Source organism: Kitasatospora sp. NPDC087271 (assembly GCF_044744605.1).
Lineage (GTDB): Bacteria > Actinomycetota > Actinomycetes > Streptomycetales > Streptomycetaceae > Kitasatospora.
Genome location: NZ_JBIUYQ010000050.1, coordinates 1 through 14,462 on the forward strand (window position 1 = coordinate 1; position 14,462 = coordinate 14,462).

General features: G+C 70.2%; 20 protein-coding genes and 2 pseudogenes. 4 read left to right on the forward strand and 18 right to left on the reverse strand.

All coding sequences use genetic code 11. The annotated features are described in order from the left end of the window. Window positions 1-343 precede the first annotated feature (343 nt). Window positions 344-754 (forward strand): restriction endonuclease, encoded by a 411-nt coding sequence (locus ACIO9K_RS37510; RefSeq protein WP_400336375.1) that lies wholly within the window; start codon window positions 344-346, stop codon window positions 752-754. 152 nt (window positions 755-906) lie between these two features. On the opposite strand, the gene ACIO9K_RS37515 is transcribed toward ACIO9K_RS37510, so the two are convergent. From ACIO9K_RS37515 to ACIO9K_RS37535, 5 genes are all read right to left on the reverse strand, one after another. After that, window positions 907-1,140 (reverse strand): DUF6296 family protein, encoded by a 234-nt coding sequence (locus ACIO9K_RS37515; RefSeq protein WP_363633660.1) that lies wholly within the window; start codon window positions 1,138-1,140, stop codon window positions 907-909. Between the two features lie 87 nt (window positions 1,141-1,227). Further along, complete coding sequence (locus ACIO9K_RS37520) at window positions 1,228-1,626, reverse strand: DUF2267 domain-containing protein (protein WP_400336377.1); 399 nt, start codon at window positions 1,624-1,626, stop codon at window positions 1,228-1,230. A 58-nt stretch (window positions 1,627-1,684) separates the two neighbouring features. Next, window positions 1,685-2,089: a DUF2267 domain-containing protein gene (locus tag ACIO9K_RS37525; protein WP_400336379.1), complete on the reverse strand. Its 405-nt coding sequence runs from the start codon at window positions 2,087-2,089 to the stop codon at window positions 1,685-1,687. Window positions 2,090-2,133: 44 nt separating this feature from the next. Continuing rightward, window positions 2,134-2,427 (reverse strand): STAS domain-containing protein, encoded by a 294-nt coding sequence (locus ACIO9K_RS37530; protein WP_400336381.1) that lies wholly within the window; start codon window positions 2,425-2,427, stop codon window positions 2,134-2,136. A gap of 130 nt (window positions 2,428-2,557) precedes the next feature. Then, window positions 2,558-2,992, reverse strand: a complete 435-nt coding sequence (locus ACIO9K_RS37535) for an Hsp20/alpha crystallin family protein (protein ID WP_400336383.1) — start codon at window positions 2,990-2,992, stop codon at window positions 2,558-2,560. Between the two features lie 109 nt (window positions 2,993-3,101). Between ACIO9K_RS37535 and ACIO9K_RS37540 the strand changes: the two genes are divergently transcribed. Then, a complete protein-coding gene (locus ACIO9K_RS37540; RefSeq protein ID WP_400336385.1) occupies window positions 3,102-3,788 on the forward strand; it encodes a type III effector protein in 687 nt (228 codons plus the stop codon). 334 nt (window positions 3,789-4,122) lie between these two features. On the opposite strand, the pseudogene ACIO9K_RS37545 reads toward ACIO9K_RS37540, so the two are convergent. The 4 genes and pseudogenes from ACIO9K_RS37545 to ACIO9K_RS37560 all read right to left on the reverse strand — a co-directional run. Next, a pseudogene (locus ACIO9K_RS37545) lies at window positions 4,123-4,687 on the reverse strand (nucleotidyl transferase AbiEii/AbiGii toxin family protein); the annotation flags it as partial. Then, window positions 4,684-4,881, reverse strand: coding sequence for a hypothetical protein (locus ACIO9K_RS37550; protein ID WP_400336386.1), 198 nt, complete (start codon window positions 4,879-4,881; stop codon window positions 4,684-4,686). The pseudogene ACIO9K_RS37545 and the gene ACIO9K_RS37550, both read right to left, overlap by 4 nt. 57 nt (window positions 4,882-4,938) lie before the next feature. Further along, window positions 4,939-5,150, reverse strand: a pseudogene (locus ACIO9K_RS37555) (transcriptional regulator); the annotation flags it as partial. Between the two features lie 54 nt (window positions 5,151-5,204). Next, window positions 5,205-5,639, reverse strand: coding sequence for an SMI1/KNR4 family protein (locus ACIO9K_RS37560; RefSeq protein ID WP_363626357.1), 435 nt, complete (start codon window positions 5,637-5,639; stop codon window positions 5,205-5,207). 183 nt (window positions 5,640-5,822) lie between these two features. Between ACIO9K_RS37560 and ACIO9K_RS37565 the strand changes: the two genes are divergently transcribed. After that, a complete protein-coding gene (locus tag ACIO9K_RS37565; protein WP_363626355.1) occupies window positions 5,823-6,161 on the forward strand; it encodes a cyclic-phosphate processing receiver domain-containing protein in 339 nt (112 codons plus the stop codon). A 633-nt stretch (window positions 6,162-6,794) separates the two neighbouring features. Here the strand turns inward: ACIO9K_RS37565 and ACIO9K_RS37570 are convergent. Next, window positions 6,795-7,703 (reverse strand): winged helix-turn-helix transcriptional regulator, encoded by a 909-nt coding sequence (locus ACIO9K_RS37570; protein ID WP_400336389.1) that lies wholly within the window; start codon window positions 7,701-7,703, stop codon window positions 6,795-6,797. 88 nt (window positions 7,704-7,791) lie between these two features. Here ACIO9K_RS37570 and ACIO9K_RS37575 point away from each other — a divergent pair, with 88 nt between their 5' ends. After that, window positions 7,792-8,472, forward strand: a complete 681-nt coding sequence (locus ACIO9K_RS37575; protein WP_363620437.1) for an O-methyltransferase — start codon at window positions 7,792-7,794, stop codon at window positions 8,470-8,472. Window positions 8,473-8,903: 431 nt separating this feature from the next. Here ACIO9K_RS37575 and ACIO9K_RS37580 read toward each other — a convergent pair whose 3' ends face one another. The 8 genes from ACIO9K_RS37580 to ACIO9K_RS37615 all read right to left on the reverse strand — a co-directional run. After that, window positions 8,904-9,107, reverse strand: coding sequence for a hypothetical protein (locus tag ACIO9K_RS37580; protein ID WP_363620439.1), 204 nt, complete (start codon window positions 9,105-9,107; stop codon window positions 8,904-8,906). Between the two features lie 1,154 nt (window positions 9,108-10,261). Next, on the reverse strand, window positions 10,262-10,648 hold the full coding sequence (locus ACIO9K_RS37585; RefSeq protein ID WP_400336391.1) for a hypothetical protein: 387 nt from the start codon (window positions 10,646-10,648) through the stop codon (window positions 10,262-10,264). An 812-nt stretch (window positions 10,649-11,460) separates the two neighbouring features. Then, window positions 11,461-11,748 (reverse strand): CAP domain-containing protein, encoded by a 288-nt coding sequence (locus ACIO9K_RS37590; RefSeq protein ID WP_363620443.1) that lies wholly within the window; start codon window positions 11,746-11,748, stop codon window positions 11,461-11,463. 135 nt (window positions 11,749-11,883) lie between these two features. Next, window positions 11,884-12,036, reverse strand: a complete 153-nt coding sequence (locus ACIO9K_RS37595; protein WP_363620445.1) for a DUF6245 family protein — start codon at window positions 12,034-12,036, stop codon at window positions 11,884-11,886. A 214-nt stretch (window positions 12,037-12,250) separates the two neighbouring features. Continuing rightward, window positions 12,251-12,445, reverse strand: a complete 195-nt coding sequence (locus ACIO9K_RS37600; RefSeq protein WP_363620447.1) for a hypothetical protein — start codon at window positions 12,443-12,445, stop codon at window positions 12,251-12,253. A gap of 374 nt (window positions 12,446-12,819) precedes the next feature. Further along, window positions 12,820-13,098, reverse strand: coding sequence for a hypothetical protein (locus ACIO9K_RS37605; RefSeq protein WP_363620449.1), 279 nt, complete (start codon window positions 13,096-13,098; stop codon window positions 12,820-12,822). 36 nt (window positions 13,099-13,134) lie between these two features. Further along, window positions 13,135-13,317 carry a hypothetical protein gene (locus tag ACIO9K_RS37610; RefSeq protein ID WP_363620451.1) on the reverse strand — a complete coding sequence of 61 codons (183 nt, stop codon included), beginning with the start codon at window positions 13,315-13,317 and terminating at the stop codon, window positions 13,135-13,137. A gap of 720 nt (window positions 13,318-14,037) precedes the next feature. Beyond that, on the reverse strand, window positions 14,038-14,462 hold a 425-nt coding region (locus tag ACIO9K_RS37615; RefSeq protein ID WP_400336394.1), incomplete at its 5' end, for a transposase.

Consider the following 14,462-nt stretch of genomic DNA (forward strand, 5'->3'; position numbering starts at 1 on the left):
CAGCACCACCGGTTCGATCGTCAAGTCGCCGGCCGGCACCCACGCGCCCACCCCAGCCGTGAGCAGCCACCGAGACAGCGACCCGGCCGGACCGAGGACGCAGGCCCGCGCGCCGCGACGACGCCACCTGGCTCGCCTACGCCCTTCTGGCGCTCCTGGCGCTCAGCACCGCGGCCGCCGTCCTACGCTGGCTGGCCGCGAACTGGTGGATCCCCGCGGTCGTCCTCACCGTCGGCACCGCCGCCGCGGTCGTCCTGCGACACCGCGCGCTGGCGGCGCGCGAGCACCGGCTGCGCGCCGCCAGCTGCGTCTGGCGCTCAGCGGTCCGGGCGGGGTCGACCACATGACACCGGACGCGTTCGAGTACGCGGTGCGCGACCTGCTGCAGCGCGACGGCTGCCACGCACGGAAGGTCGGAAGGGCCAACGACCAGAGCGTGGACGTCCTCGCCGAGGGCCCGGCGGGCCGGCGCTGGGCCGTGCAGTGCAAGCACAAGCAGGACCCGACCAGCGGCAAACCGGTGGGCGTCGGCGTCCTGTACGCCCTCGCCGGCACCTACCAGCGCGCCCACCGAGCCCATGTCGCCGTCGTCGTCACCAACGGCCGCTTCTCCCGTGAAGCCCATCGCTGGGGCACCGAGTACGGCATCCAGCTCGTCGATCGCACCGCCCTCGCCCGCTGGGCAGCTGGCAACCAGCCACTCTGGGACGTCCTACCCCGCATCCCCGCGCCTCGCAGCGGCCACCACCACTGACCCCGCCTCCGACTACTCTGCGTGCACAGGCGTGAGGGTGCATGTGCAACCGGCGATGTCACGGCGGTGACGGGAACTCGGCCCGTGAACGGCTGCCCACCGGCTCGGGAGTGCGGCACGGCGCCCGGGCACCGAGGGCCGCGAGCATCTGGTCAGGGCAATGGCACGGCGTGAAGGCAGACATGGCAGCCGGGCCCCGGCAACGCGGTGAGCGGCCGGGCCACCTCTCCTTCGATCGCCACCCGGAATGCGCCCGCCTCATCTGCGTACACCAGTTCCCCGGCAACGGTGTACGCGCCGGTGAGGTGGACGACGACGACCTCGGGCGGCCCATGTCGGCCGGGCGGGCCGGGCAGGGTGACCGCGTAGCGCTGGGGTCTGTCCATCCGGTTGCCTCGCCTCATTCGGTGTGCGGTTGGGTGCTTGCCAGGGCGGCGCGGAGCGCTCCGCGCTGGCGGGTCGGGTCCGCTGCTTCAGGCGACGGCGGCCAGGTCCGCGCGACCGAACAGCAGGGCGTAGCCGCGGGGCAGGTGGGCGAGGAGGCGGTCGGTGAGGGTGTCGTTGGTGAGGGTGGTGAGGGCGGCCAGGACGGAGGAGGCGTCCCAGCGGGCGGCGGTGAGGCTGGTGCCCAGGGTGCGGGCGAGGCTTTCGACGAAGGCGGGGGCGGTGACGGGATGGGGCAGGGGGATCTGGGCGGCGAGGACGGCGCGGGCCCGTTCGGGCAGGGCTGTGGCGAGGTCACAGCGTTCGTCGCCGGTGAGCTGGGATCCGAGGAGGGCCAGGACGGCGTCGAGGGCGCGTTCGGCTTCCTCGTCGGTGGGGTAGCGGCCGAGGTTGCGGACCTGCTGGAGGAGGTGGCGGTAGCGGGTCATGACCGTGGGGCCTTCCAGGGCTGGCCGCTGGGCGGGCCGGCGGCGTGTGGGGGGGTGGTCAGGGCCGTGTCCCTGTGGTCGGGCGGCCGAACAGCAGGTCGTAGCCGGGTGGCAGCTGGAGCAGGACCTGGTCCATGAGGTCGTCGCCGGCGGCGTCGGCCACTGTGGACAGGACGGCGCCGATGTCCCACAGGGCCGTGGCTTCGGTGGCGCCCTTGATCCAGGCCGCGGTCGCGCGCACGAACCGCTCGGCGTTGAGGGGCTCGGCGGCCTGCAGCGGGTTGAGCAGGATCAGGGCCATGGTCTCGGGCAGTCGGGCGGCCAGTTCGGCCCGCACCTCGCCGACCAGATGGGCGCCGAGCAGGGCCAGGACCACCCGGGCGGCCCGCTCGGCCTCCTGCGGGCTGTCGTACTCACCGCGCTCCCGGACCTCTTCCAGGAACGCCTCCCATCGAAGCGTCATCGCGGTTCTTCCTCCGTCCCAAGGCCCGGCGCGCCCGGGTGACCTCAAGGCTCGACGGCCAGGCGCCGGTGCGGCCCGGTCAGCTTGAGCAGCCGCATCACGCAGCGGCCGGCCCCGCGCAGGACCAGGCGGGCATCGCACCGGTCGGCCTGGTTGCGGGCTCGGACCAGGGCGCCCAGGCCCGCGCAGTCCATGAACGTCACCTCTGACAGATCCAGCACCACCTCCCGGTGCGACTCGAGCGCGGTGGCCAGAGCACGGCGCAGCGAGGGTGCGGTGTCGAGGTCGATCTCGCCGTGGGCTCGCACGATGAAGGGCTGGTTGCTGTGGCCGTTCATGGCGTTTCCGCGTCGCTGCGGGTAGGCCGGTCCGGGCGAGGCCGGCCCGGCGGTCGGGGGGTGTTCCGGCCGCCCCTGTCGATCGAGGGGGGAGAGATCGGGAGCGGCCGGAACGGCATCGGGGAACGGGTCAGGCCTGGATCTGCTTGCGGCTTCCGCTGTGGCTGATCGCGATCTTGCGGGGCTTGGCCTTCTCGGCGACCGGGATCTTCAGGGTCAGCACGCCGGCGTCGTAGTCGGCGGTGATCCCGGCGGGGTCGAGGGTGTCGGAGAGCATGACCTGGCGGGAGAACACGCCGAGGGGGCGCTCGGACAGCTCCCACTTGATGTCCTCGCCTTCCTGGCGCGGGCGGCGTTCGGCCTTGACGGTGACCATGTTCCGCTCGATGTCGATGTCGATCGCGTCCGGGTCGACCCCCGGCAGGTCGAAGCAGATCACGTACTCGTCGCCGGCCCGGTAGGCGTCCAGCGGCATCGGTGTCGGACGCGACCAGGTGCCGGTCGTGTTGAGGAACTGCTGGGTCAGCCGGTCCAGTTCGCGGAACGGGTCAGTGCGCAGCAGCATTGCGAAACACCTCCACTGATCGAATGGGTGCCAGTGCGCTTCACCTGACTCCTTTCTAGCGCGTCATCGATCCGATGACAAGTTTCCATGTCGCCTATAGAGTGACTGTATGAGCGAGAAGTCCCGCAGAGCCGCCCCCTACGCCTCCCCGCCAGCCGAGCCCGTCTCGTTCCTGGCGGCCGCGGCGGCGCTGGCCGCCATCGACGACGCCGTCCGCACCGCCCAGAACTCCGCGTCCCGGCCGCCGACCGCCCCTGACGAGCAGGAAGGCCCCGAGCAGGCCCTGGCCGCACTCGTCCTGCTGCGCGAACTGCGCGGCCAGCTCGCCGGCTGGGAAGCCGGCCTGGTGGAGAGCGCCCGGGAGGCCGGCGCCACCTGGGCCGATCTCGCCCACCCGATGGGCGTCGCCAGCCGCCAGGCCGCCGAGAACCGCTACCTGCGCCTCAAGCCCGCCGCCGACGCTTCGCGGTCCGGTACCGGCGCCGAACGGGTCAAGGCCGTCCGCGACCGGCGAGCCGCCGACCGATCGGTCACCGTCTGGGCCCGCGACCACGCCGCCGAGCTGCGGGTCCTCGCAGCCCAGATCACCACGGCCGCACTCGCTCCCGCCGCCCGTCCCGCCCAGACCGCCCTGACCGCCGCCCTCGGCGCCACCGACCCCGCCGACCTCATAGAGCCCCTCGCCGCCATCCGCCCCCACCTCGGCACCGGCCAGGGCGACCTCGCCACCCGCCTCGACACCCTCACCCACCACACCACCCAGCTCCGCGATGACAGCGACCGACGCCGCACCTGACCCTGCAACCGCCGCCGAAAGACGCTGGCAGGACCTCCTGGACCGGATCCACGACCTCGAAGCACGAGTGGCCGCCACCACCAGCACCGTCAACGCCGCCCTCGACCACCACCTCGCCCGGCTCAACGCCCTGCGCCACCACCTCGCCCACCCCAACTGGCCACTGCCCGCCCCCGATCCGGACAGTCCCCCAACCACGCCGACGGACAACCGGCCGGCCTGACGAGGCTGGGAACCACCGCAACCACCCCGGCCGCCAGAACCGGCTCCCGTGTCCCACCGGCGCGCCCAGGGGGCCGGTCAGCGCTGGTGGTCTCCGGCGACGTACCGGCTCCAGGCGCCGGTCCAGGTCGCCGACCCACTCCTGCGCCCACGTCCGCAGGCCGGCGATCGCGTTGTCGCCGAGGCCGTACGCGGCGAACTCGGCGTCGTCGATCCAGTCCGCGCCGGCCAGGCGGTCACGCAGCTCGGCCAGGTCGAAGGTGTCGCGGGCGTGGCGGCGGTCCGCGAGGGCTCGTATCTTGGTGCCGACGACGTCGTCGACGCGCAGGACGGGGCCGAACTCCAGTTGGACGGCGGGCTTCCAGAGGTGTTCCTTGAGGACGTCGACCTCGCAGCTCTCGCCGGTCCCGGGGTCGGTGACGACCAGGCGCCCCGACAGGGGGACGACCTCGACCTCGTACACCGCCCAGCCTCGTTCGACCGGGCCTGCGGTGAGTGCTTCGGCGATCTCTTTCATCGCGGCCGGGTGCTCGGCTGCCACATCCAGGTCCTGGCTGAGCCGGTCGGCCAGTCCGTGGGCCTGGACGGCGTAGCCGTCGGTCAGCACGAGCCGGTACGGGGGCGCCGACGGCGAGGACGTCGGCCAGCAGGCGCCGGTGGAGCGGGGTCAGTCTCACGCCGCGGCGGCGGGGCGGGCTGCGGTCGCGAGCTCGGTGAAGGCGGTCTCCCACACCGTGCGGATGGCGGGGCCGACCAGTGTCCTCAGCACCGGCCACTGTGCCACGAGGAGGCCGGCGTCTAGAAGGCTGATGAAGATCTTGAAAACGCGCCCGGCTTGCACCAGTTCGACCTGGTTGGCATTTCCCGGCAAACCGGGGTGAATCGGGTGTCCGAAGCAAGATCTTCAGGAGACTTCTAGGAGCTGTGGAAGGTCCTCTCGCATGCCCTCGTTCAGCACGATCCGGTACAGGCCCATTCGCTGCCGCGGCTGTTCCAGGTCGAATTGCGAAGGCCCGACCATGCGAGGTGCAGCGGAAGCTCCACCCGGCCGGCCGTCGGCCCTTCCAGTTCCCCGAGGGAGCGCGGAAGGCGGGCGGCCTGTTGCCCGGAACGGCTGTCGGCGGAAGCAAGCGGCGTCATGCAGACGATTTTCCCCCTCCTTCCCGGCCGGTCTGCGGACACCCGGGCATGGGACTACTGATACCAGTCGTCTCCACCCTCGGCGAGTGAGCGTCCAAGGTAGTCCCGCAGGTCACGGGCCGCCCAGCGGCGGCTGTCGGTCTCGTGTTCCCAGACGAAGATGTCCGGCCTCCGTGGCGTCTGCACGAAGGCGAACTGGTCGCCGCCACCGTTGTCCCCGAAGAACAGAAGGGCGTCGAACGGCATGTACAGCTGGGCGAAGGAGCCGTCCGACCGGAAGTAGACGTTCTGCTCGACGATCTGCTCGATGCTCCAGACGGTGTCCACGCCGATCTGCCCGACGATCCCGTTGCTCTCCAGCAACAACTGCTTTAGCCCGGCCGGCAGCTCCTCCCCGAGCTTCCGCTCCGCCTCGGCCAGGACTGCCTCGTCCGTGGGATCTCTGAAATCGGCGCCGGGGAACACGTCACGGGCTACTTGTCTCCACATGACCCGGAAGCGTAGCTATCCCGGACGACAAGCTCACGCTGGACAACCGCGCTCAGCGACAACACGATATGGAACGCCACCCCACCAGCTTCGAGGTGACTCGGCCTTGATATGGGCACCGCCCGCCCAACAGATCCTCAATACTCCGTGGTTATCCCGCCCACCTACTGTGACAATCACCCAGTGAAAGAAGGCCCCACCTCGCCGATGCCCGTCGTCCTCGGCATAGACGACCTCCGCCCCCTTCCCCAGGCCACGCGGATTGCCCGCACCAGCCGTGAGGGTATCCAGCTTCTGGAAGAGCACCGCAACAGCTTCATTGACGAGCTGTGGCTCGACCACGATCTCGGTGGCGACGACACCATCATGCCGGTGGTGACCCTCATGGAAGAAGCCGCCTTCAACGGACAGCCTTTTCAGATCGGAGCTGTCTTCGTCCACAGCGCCAACCCCATCGGTGCCGAAACCGTTGTCAGGTCACTCACCCGCTGGAGCTACCACGTCCAGCGGACAACGGCCTAGAGAGGCCAGCCGCCCCGGCTAGCGATATGGTTCCAAGGCCGCCACCCACCGACCTTCTGGACCTTCACCTGTACGCCGGCTACGCCGGCCGATCGGCCCCCGGACGCGGCACACGCTTCCAAGCGGAGGACGGAGGACAGAGCCGTGTCCCCTGCGAAGCGGGCGGGCGCCGTCCCAAGCCGGGGTCGGCACCAGGGCGAAGTCGCCGTACGCTGGTGGCCGGGCCCCGCACGTCGACGAGCGTGCGGGACCCGGCCACTTCTGCGGTTGCGCGGGGCACGGCGGCCCACACCGGACCAACGCGCTCGTCCCTGCACGGCCAGCCGCCGATCTTCAAAGCCGATCCGCCAGGCGCTGGCGCTGGCCTCGGCCTGCGCGCCACCACCTTCACCACCCGCATCGCCGCCCTGTTCCGCGGCGCCGGCACCGACGGCGACAAGTTCCTCGACCGCGCGAACATCCTTACCCTCAAGGTCCCGGCCTCCGGCGTACAGGCCGCTGATGAGGATCCGCGAAATCGGCCAGGCCTGCTCCCTGTTCACCAGTTGGTTGGGCCGTTCATTGATTTGAGGAGGATGGGATCGGGGTGGGCAGGGGCCAGCCTGTGGTGGGTGGGGGCGGGCAGGGGCCCGGTCACGGGCCGGGGGTTGAGGTGTTGGTGAGGGCGTGGGCTGTCCGTAGGGCCGTTTCCACCGCTGCCGGGATGTCGGTGACCGGGAAGAGGGCGTGGCGGATGGTGCGGTCGGCGTCGCAGACGAGGAGCAGGCGCTTGATCCGTACTTCCTGGCCGGCACGGAAGACCGGCAGCCGCAGGGCGGCGGTGAGGTCCATGCGGGCGTCGGACAGGAGTGGGAAGGGCAGTCCTTCGGCGTGCGCGAAGGCGGCCTGCGCGGGTGGGTTCTGGGTGCTGACGCCGTGCACGGCGATTCCTGAGGTGTGGAAGCGGGGCCAGGCGGCCCGGAAGAGGCGGTTCTCCAGGGTGCATCCGGCGTTGCCGGGGATCGGGTCCGCTACCACGGGCTGGCCGGGCGCGGACCCAGGGGTGCCCGTGGCGGGGTAGGCGAAGAGCACCGTGGGCCGGCCGGGCGCCAGTGGGTCGCGCGGCGGGCCGTCGGTCGCGGGCAGTGCGATCCCGTGCGGCAGCACGGTGCCGACGAGGGCGTGCACGCGGCGGGCCTCGGCACCCTGCTCCTCGGCGAGTCCGGTCAGTGATCCGTCGCCGAGCAGCCACCGGTCGGCCCAGTCCTGGAGGGCGACCAGTACCGGCAGCAGGCCTCGGCCCTGTTCGGTGAGGACGTACTCGTGGCGCGGTGGACGTTCCTGGTAGGGGCGTCGGGCGAGCACGCCGCGGTCGGTGAGGGCGGTCAGCCGGTCGGAGAGGATCTTGCGGGAGACGCCGAGTTCGCGGGCGAGGGCGTCGAAGCGGACGTGGCCCCGGGCGATCTCGCGCAGCACCAGCAGGCTCCACCAGTCGCCGACGACGGCTGCCGCCTGGGCGATGCCGCAGCTGTCGTCGGAAGGGCCGGGGGTCTTGGGGTTCACGGAGGCTCCAGGGAGGGCGGGTGGTGCGCGGTGTCGGGAGGTGTAGTGTCGTGCCGGCCAAGAGGTAAGTATCGAAAGGGAACTCACCATGTCGCAGGATACCTGGACGGCGGTCGACGCCTACTTCGGCGGGCATCTGGTGGAGGAGGACGACGTGCTGGTCGCCGCCCGCAAGGACGCCGTCGCGGCCGGACTGCCCGCGCACGAGGTCGCCCCCAACCAGGGCAAGCTGCTGCACCTGCTGGCCCGGCTCGGCGGCGCCCGCCGAGTACTGGAGATCGGCACCCTCGGCGGGTACAGCACCATCTGGCTGGCCCGCGCCCTTCCCGAGGGCGGGCGCCTGGTCACCCTGGAGGCCGACCCGGCGTGCGCGGCGACCGCCGCCGAGAGCATCGCCCGTGCCGGGCTCGACGGCGTCGTCGAGGTACGCGAGGGCCTGGCGGCACAGACCCTGCCGCTGCTGGCGCAGGAGATACAGGAAGAGGGCGAGGAGCCCTTCGATCTGGTCTTCATCGACGCCGACAAGCCGTCCAACCCGGAGTACCTGGAGTGGGCCCTGCGGCTGACCCGGCCCGGCAGCCTGATCGTCGGCGACAACGTGGTGCGCGACGGAGCGGTGACCGATCCGGACAGCGGTGACCCGCGGGTCGAGGGGGTACGGCGCTTCACCGAGATGATCGGCGAGCACCCCCGTCTGGAGGCCACCTCGATCCAGACCGTCGGCTCCAAGGGATACGACGGGTTCCTGCTAGCCCTGGTCACCGCCTGAAGGCCGCTGCCGGGATGCCGGCCCTACCGCCCGGCATCCCGGCAGCGGCCCTGAGCCCGGACCCGATGAGTGGGGAGACGAACCGAGCAGGTCCGGCCACCCTGAGAGCGCAGGGTGGGGAAATTCAGAGATTGCCATCACCGCCCGCGCCCTCACTATGTGCTCCCATCCCTCCTCCGGGGACGTCGGGGCGATGGACGGCTGGTAGAACCGCAGGCCAGAGGGGTCGGCTTATAGATTTGCGCCCGTCGCGGAGACCTCGGACGGGGGGTGATTTATGAAACCGCCGCAGGTCAGCGCCCGCCGGTGATGGCCAGTGAGTGTGCGTCTCGGGTCCGGCGGGCGCCTGCCCGCAGGCCACCGGGACGCGGTCGGCGGGCCGGGGATTTATGCACGCCTCAGGATGGTCGCGTTACCCGTGGTGGTAGCACTCAGATCTGCCGGTCCGGGTCGGAGAAGGTCAGGCCTCCGGGCGAGAGGCGGCGGCGGGCCGGGGCAGGCGCGTTCACGGTCTCACCGGGCGGCTGGCGAAAGTCGGCACCCTGCTCGACCTTCGGGCGGCGCCCGCCAGACGGAGCGGGCGCGGCGGAGGGCTCGGAGAAGGCGGGCAGGGAGAGGGCTCGGCGGTCAGTCATGGTCACCAGTGTCGCAGCCTGGGCGGGCACAGGTAGGCCAGACCGCTATCACCGGTGGTAGCGGTCTGGCCCTGGCCTCCAGGGCCAGACTCGGGGCTGGTGCGACCGCAATTTGCGAGGTGGAGCATGGTTTGCGACTCCGTGGTCGCACGAAGAGCCCGGTGAACCTCTGCACGGCCGCGAGGGCCCCGTCCCGAGCGGCTGAGCCCTCACCCTGATGGCTCGTAGCTCTTGCGACAAGCCGTTCTCCAACGGTCACCCCTGAGCCTCCGGCGGGCTGGTTGCTGTACCGCTACCGCAGCCTGGGCTGGGCAGGGATGTCGGCCTGCTCACCGTGGCAGGCGAAGGTCACTTCGCCAGTCACGGAAGTCCGGCTGCCGCCGGACCCGGGCCTTGACGGCCCTTTCCATGCCTTCGAGTTCAGGTGGCTGGTGCCCGTGCCCTGCTGTTGCTGGCGCTGCGGCCCGGTGGCCGGTGTGAGCTACCCGGCGGTTCTGGCGAGCGCTCCGAGGTCGTGAAGGTGGACAACAAGGTCTTCGTCGTCAGCTGGGTGGTGACCTCGGCAACCGCTCGGTAATCGACGCAGGCCGGTTCGGTAGGCGGCCCGGCCGACTCTCGGCATTGACCACCATCTCCGGTGGCAACTGGGCAGTGTCACGCCGTCTTCGGCGTGACCGGTGCGGCGACGGGTCGGCAGCGGGGCCGGCCCCGGTGGCGGGCTGGCGCCGCAGGGCAGGCGGCATCGCTTGTCCAGCCCGCGCAGGGCTGGGGGGGGGAGCCCCCCGCTGGTAGGCGGGTCCAGCGCCGCCGGGCGCTGGCCACGGGTGCGGGGGCGGAGCACGCCGCGCCTGGCCATCCACTCGGCTGCAGTCCGCGGCGGTTCTGCCGTTGCTGTCCGGTCCCGGCCTGGTTGGCGGGGCAGGCGGGGGTCCCGGGAGAGGGAGAGCGAAGGGGAGAGTCCGGACCGAGCCGGTTGCTGACATGACGACGGCCGGGCTCCTCCTCTGGAGTGCCCGGCCGTCGCTTGACCTGTGCTGATGCAGAGTGAGGTCACGGCGGTGATCCAGGTCACCAAGATCGCCGATATGCCCTCACGCAGGCGGTGCACGACGCTGATGCGGTAGCCGGAGTCGGGGCCCGGGTCGGCATCAAGTTCATTGACACCGAGGGATGTTGGGGTTCCGATCGACGGTGTTCGCATTGTTGTCGACGTATCCGGCGAACGTCCAACCCGGTGAGTACACGTAGTTCGAAGCGCCCGGGTACCAGACGTAGGTGACGCGGTACCAGGTGTCTCCCCAGTTGCCGATGCTCTCGCCGACCTGCCAGCAGTCGGCCCAGATCTCGGAGCCCGGGGGCAGATCCGCCGCGCCGGTCTTGCCCGAGGTGTTGGGGTTGTTGTAGATACCGACCCAGTTGCTGGTGGTTGTTCGGACCCAAGCGGAGGCAGCGGCGCTGGCTGCCCCCGAAATCACCACACCAGCGCTGATTGCCAAGGCCGCCGCGACCGTTCCGGTGCGGCGTCCCACCTTGATCCTCATACGTTGCTCCTCGGTGTCTGGCGCGAGTAGTGCGCTTCGCCGGCACGACGGCACCCGTCGCACCGGATTGTCCGTCGTGGGCTGGCCGTTGGCCGGACCTGTCTCGTCATCGGAGACCGGAACCTGCAAGACGCCTGCTTCCGACGGGCCGTGCCCGATGGGGCACCCAGCGGAAGCGGTTGCCCAGAGGCTGTGGGCAGGCGTCTTCGAGCTGTCCTGGTACCGTGCCCGTCCCCGTGCCCCAGGTTGACAGGCCAACACCCGGATGAGGAAGAAGGAACCCCATGCGAAGCGGTAGAACGTCGCCCGCGACGGGATTGTCAGCCACGCGCACCGCGAATCGGCGGACTTGTACCTGAGACGGGTGAGATACCACCAGGTCCAGTGGGACCGGCAACGAACCCGCAGGACAACCGGTGGTCCCCGCGACGGAACGCCCCCGTTTTGCCAGAAGGGTTGAGACGAAGTGGAAGATCGGGAGCACGCAGGATCTGGCGAGTAGCAGGCCAGGGGGCCGAGCGCTCGTCCGGGGGTTGAGGAGTATTCGACCGGAAACCGGTGCCCGTACTCCTCTGTGACCGACCGCTGGAGACAATGCCCGCAGGGCCGGACCGTCCACGGTCCTGCGGTGACGGGCCGAGGGCCGGGCCGACCGCGGTCCTGACGGCGGACCGGCGGCGCAGGGCAGGCGGCAGGGGCAGGTCCGGTGAGCAGGCTGCCGCTCAGCAGCGCGCCGATATCTCGATGATCCCTGCACCTGAGAGACCATCTCGTGGAACGAGGGACTCAGTAGGGCGCCGACCGCGTGGCTACTACGACGGCAGGATAGCCACATCCGTGGGGACGGGGTTGCCCGAAGGAGCGTAGTTGCATGCCAACACGACGTAATCCATGCCGTGAGCTGCGTATTTCATGTAGGCACAGCCGACTTTATAGGACTTCGCCCACATCACCTGCGTGTAGTGACCAACGCCAGAAAATTCGAGAGGGGAAGGTTTCGTGTTGACGCTGGGTTGCAGGGCGGCCTGAGCCGGAGAAGCGATCACAAGGGTGGTACCGGCCAGGACAAGGGCGGCAGCGACACGGAAACGCTTGGTCATGCCTGGATAACGACCACTGGCAGGCGGAGGTCACTCCGCAGGGTCGGACCTCGACCAGAGCACCACCAGTTAGCTCCCTCGCTGGGTGAAATATCACAGGGGGACCCGACGATCTTGTCAGGGGCACGCACGCCGCTACAAGAACGCGTCCGGACCACCCAGGCGTGCCGCCTCCGCCGCGTGCTCGGCCGTAGTGTTGGCCCCGTCGTACAGGCCCAACGCGGCCAGCGCCGCACCGATCTGCTCGACCGTCACCGGCCGGACGTCCGTCTCGTCTTCGCGCTTCACGACCGGCAGGCTACTGGTCGCAGGTCGGCCGCGTGGGCCGAAGACCGAGACCCAGCCCTTCAAGATCATCCCGTGGCGGCTTTTGGGCTCACCAGTGGACCCCTGGGTGCGTCGATCCAGCGCAGCCCGTCAGGGGAGGGCTCGCGCATATGGGCAGCCCACAAAGTGGTCACGCGGGTGATGATCGGGCTGTCGCATGATGGCGCGTCGCCGCTCACTGCGGTCCTCCGCTCTTCACCTGGGCCCATTCGAGAAGGGCCTCGATGGCGTCGAGGAGCTGGTCCGGGTTGCGGAGATCGCGATGTTCTTGCCGGATCCGGCCACTGGCCCAGTCACCGCACTCCAGCTCAGCTTCGCCGCTGTCCCAGACGATGAGCATGGCGACATAGCCGTCGGTCTCCACCGTCATCCATGCGCTGGTCTTGGGTCGGCCGTCATCAGGTGATCGTTGGATGTCACCCGTGACCCCGCGTGATCGCAGTTGCTCCTCGTTCTCGGTGAACCAGGTATGGAGCCTCTGCGGTCTGCGGCAACTCATTCATTCCGCTCTACCTCTTGTTGCAGCCTCACGGCATGGGAATGCTCGCGACAACGTGAGCCGGCCGGAGACCGCGGCTTGGCGGGCCTGGGCCAGCTCGCACATCTGGTGGCGGAGCTGCTGGTACGCCGCCCTGTCGGCGAGCGGCGGTGCGGTCGGCGCGGAGACCGGGTCCGTCGTCGGCCGCACGGGTCCGTCGGCTCGGTGTCGGGAGCCGGGGCGGAAGCACTATCGGGACCCGACCGTCAGGACAGCGGACCGGCCAGCAACTGGGCGGCCAGGTCGTGCAGTTCGGCCACCAGGTCTTTCGTCAGCCTGCCGCAGTGCTCCTGTTGGTCCTCCGCGCGGTACAGCCATCCGCGGACCGGCCGCAGAGGCGAGCCGGGGTCGTCGACGGGGCACAGCTCAAAGCCGATCCGCTCAGCCGCCACCAACGGATCGACGCGGCCGTCCAGCAGGTCCCGCAGGCAGTACCGGGCCAGCGCCCGGTCGCAGCCCTCAACGGTGGCAGGCAGCCCCAGCACCGGCCAGAATTCCTGCTCCAGCTCGGCCAGCAGCCGTCACGCCTCCAGAACGTCCGACTCGGACAGCACGCCGAGCTCCCACAAGCTCAAGGTGTCCGCCCCGCCGGCCAGTGCCGCCCGCGCAGCCTCCACCGCCGCGGAGACCGTCCCCGGATAGCCGCCCAGGTCGCGCTCCAGCAGCACCCGACGCAGCGGTTCCAGTGCCTGCTCCAGTTCCATGGCGCGAGCGTAGCCGCCCACTCCGGCATAGAGCGACGCGATTTGAGCCGGGAGCAGCCGGGTGGTGCGCTGGCCGGTCTCACCTACGCAGCCAGTCGAATCAGCGCGGCATCGGGCGGCCGGGAAGACCGGAGTGAGCAGGCCTGAACGTCTGCGTGGAACGGGAGAGGAGCCGGCGTCGACTGGCTGATCGGCTTCTGGACGCGGGGTCAGCCGTGGTACTCAAAGTCCTCGATGCAGAAGCAGGCCGCGCTGACCGAGGTCTCCCCTGCCCGCTCCGCCCGTGCCCACACCTGGGAGTCGCCCGGGCTGATGTCCCCGCCGCAACCCATGCGCAGGTCCAGGCCGCGGTCCTGGATGTAGCGGATGATGTCCGCCTCGACGCGGAGGGCTTGCGGCCGATCAGTTCGATGCCGTAGAGGGACACTAGGGGGCCGCTGCGCCCGTGGACGCTCACTCGGACCAGCACGGAACCCCTGCCCGCCTGCGACGCGTAGAAGTAGTGCGCGCTCACCCCGGCCCGGGCGTAGTACTCCTTGCTCACGTGCCACTCCTCGGGAGTGCCCTGGTCCTCCCAAGGGCTGCCCACCGGGAAGGGGCGGTGGCCCCAGCTCTCGGCCGGCACCTCGCCGTCCAGGGCGGCCGACACCTGCTGCGGACTCATCCCGAAGCGCAGCGGACCGACTCCCTGAGCTTCCCCCGCTGTGCGGGAGGTGCTGATTACCTGGTCAGGACGGGTTCAGGCGGTTCGACGGCCACTGGTTCGGCCGTCGCCTGGTCGGCGTAGTACTTCGCCTCGTACTCGTCGGGGCTGAGCCAGCCGAGGCGCTTTTGGATGCGGCGGGTGTTGTAGAAGCCGTCGATGTAGGCGAACAGCGCCAGGTCGGCGTCCGTGCGGGTCCCAAAGGTCGTGCGACGTACGCACTCGGTCTTCAGAACGCTCCAGAAGTTCTCGGCCAGGGCATTGTCGTAGGAGTCGCCGACGGCGCCCATGCTCGGCTCAATTCCCGCCTTCAGCAGGCGGGTTGTGAGCTTGATGGACGTGTATTGGGTGGGTTCAACCGGTCGTCGCAACACCTCGATCGTGGAGGTGTCGGGTGGGGCGGCCTGTGGGGTGGACAACGAAGGTGACGGGGCGTCCGGCG

What these genes read in the sequence shown, in the direction of transcription:
- ACIO9K_RS37510 (WP_400336375.1), top strand. Translation starts at nt 344, where the DNA reads ATGACACCGGACGCGTTCGAGTACGCGGTGCGCGACCTGCTGCAGCGC.
- ACIO9K_RS37515 (WP_363633660.1), bottom strand. Translation starts at nt 1,140, where the DNA reads ATGGACAGACCCCAGCGCTACGCGGTCACCCTGCCCGGCCCGCCCGGC.
- ACIO9K_RS37520 (WP_400336377.1), bottom strand. Translation starts at nt 1,626, where the DNA reads ATGACCCGCTACCGCCACCTCCTCCAGCAGGTCCGCAACCTCGGCCGC.
- ACIO9K_RS37525 (WP_400336379.1), bottom strand. Translation starts at nt 2,089, where the DNA reads ATGACGCTTCGATGGGAGGCGTTCCTGGAAGAGGTCCGGGAGCGCGGT.
- ACIO9K_RS37530 (WP_400336381.1), bottom strand. Translation starts at nt 2,427, where the DNA reads ATGAACGGCCACAGCAACCAGCCCTTCATCGTGCGAGCCCACGGCGAG.
- ACIO9K_RS37535 (WP_400336383.1), bottom strand. Translation starts at nt 2,992, where the DNA reads ATGCTGCTGCGCACTGACCCGTTCCGCGAACTGGACCGGCTGACCCAG.
- ACIO9K_RS37540 (WP_400336385.1), top strand. Translation starts at nt 3,102, where the DNA reads ATGAGCGAGAAGTCCCGCAGAGCCGCCCCCTACGCCTCCCCGCCAGCC.
- ACIO9K_RS37560 (WP_363626357.1), bottom strand. Translation starts at nt 5,639, where the DNA reads ATGTGGAGACAAGTAGCCCGTGACGTGTTCCCCGGCGCCGATTTCAGA.
- ACIO9K_RS37575 (WP_363620437.1), top strand. Translation starts at nt 7,792, where the DNA reads ATGTCGCAGGATACCTGGACGGCGGTCGACGCCTACTTCGGCGGGCAT.
- ACIO9K_RS37580 (WP_363620439.1), bottom strand. Translation starts at nt 9,107, where the DNA reads ATGACTGACCGCCGAGCCCTCTCCCTGCCCGCCTTCTCCGAGCCCTCC.
- ACIO9K_RS37585 (WP_400336391.1), bottom strand. Translation starts at nt 10,648, where the DNA reads ATGAGGATCAAGGTGGGACGCCGCACCGGAACGGTCGCGGCGGCCTTG.
- ACIO9K_RS37590 (WP_363620443.1), bottom strand. Translation starts at nt 11,748, where the DNA reads ATGACCAAGCGTTTCCGTGTCGCTGCCGCCCTTGTCCTGGCCGGTACC.
- ACIO9K_RS37600 (WP_363620447.1), bottom strand. Translation starts at nt 12,445, where the DNA reads ATGACGGTGGAGACCGACGGCTATGTCGCCATGCTCATCGTCTGGGAC.
- ACIO9K_RS37610 (WP_363620451.1), bottom strand. Translation starts at nt 13,317, where the DNA reads ATGGAACTGGAGCAGGCACTGGAACCGCTGCGTCGGGTGCTGCTGGAG.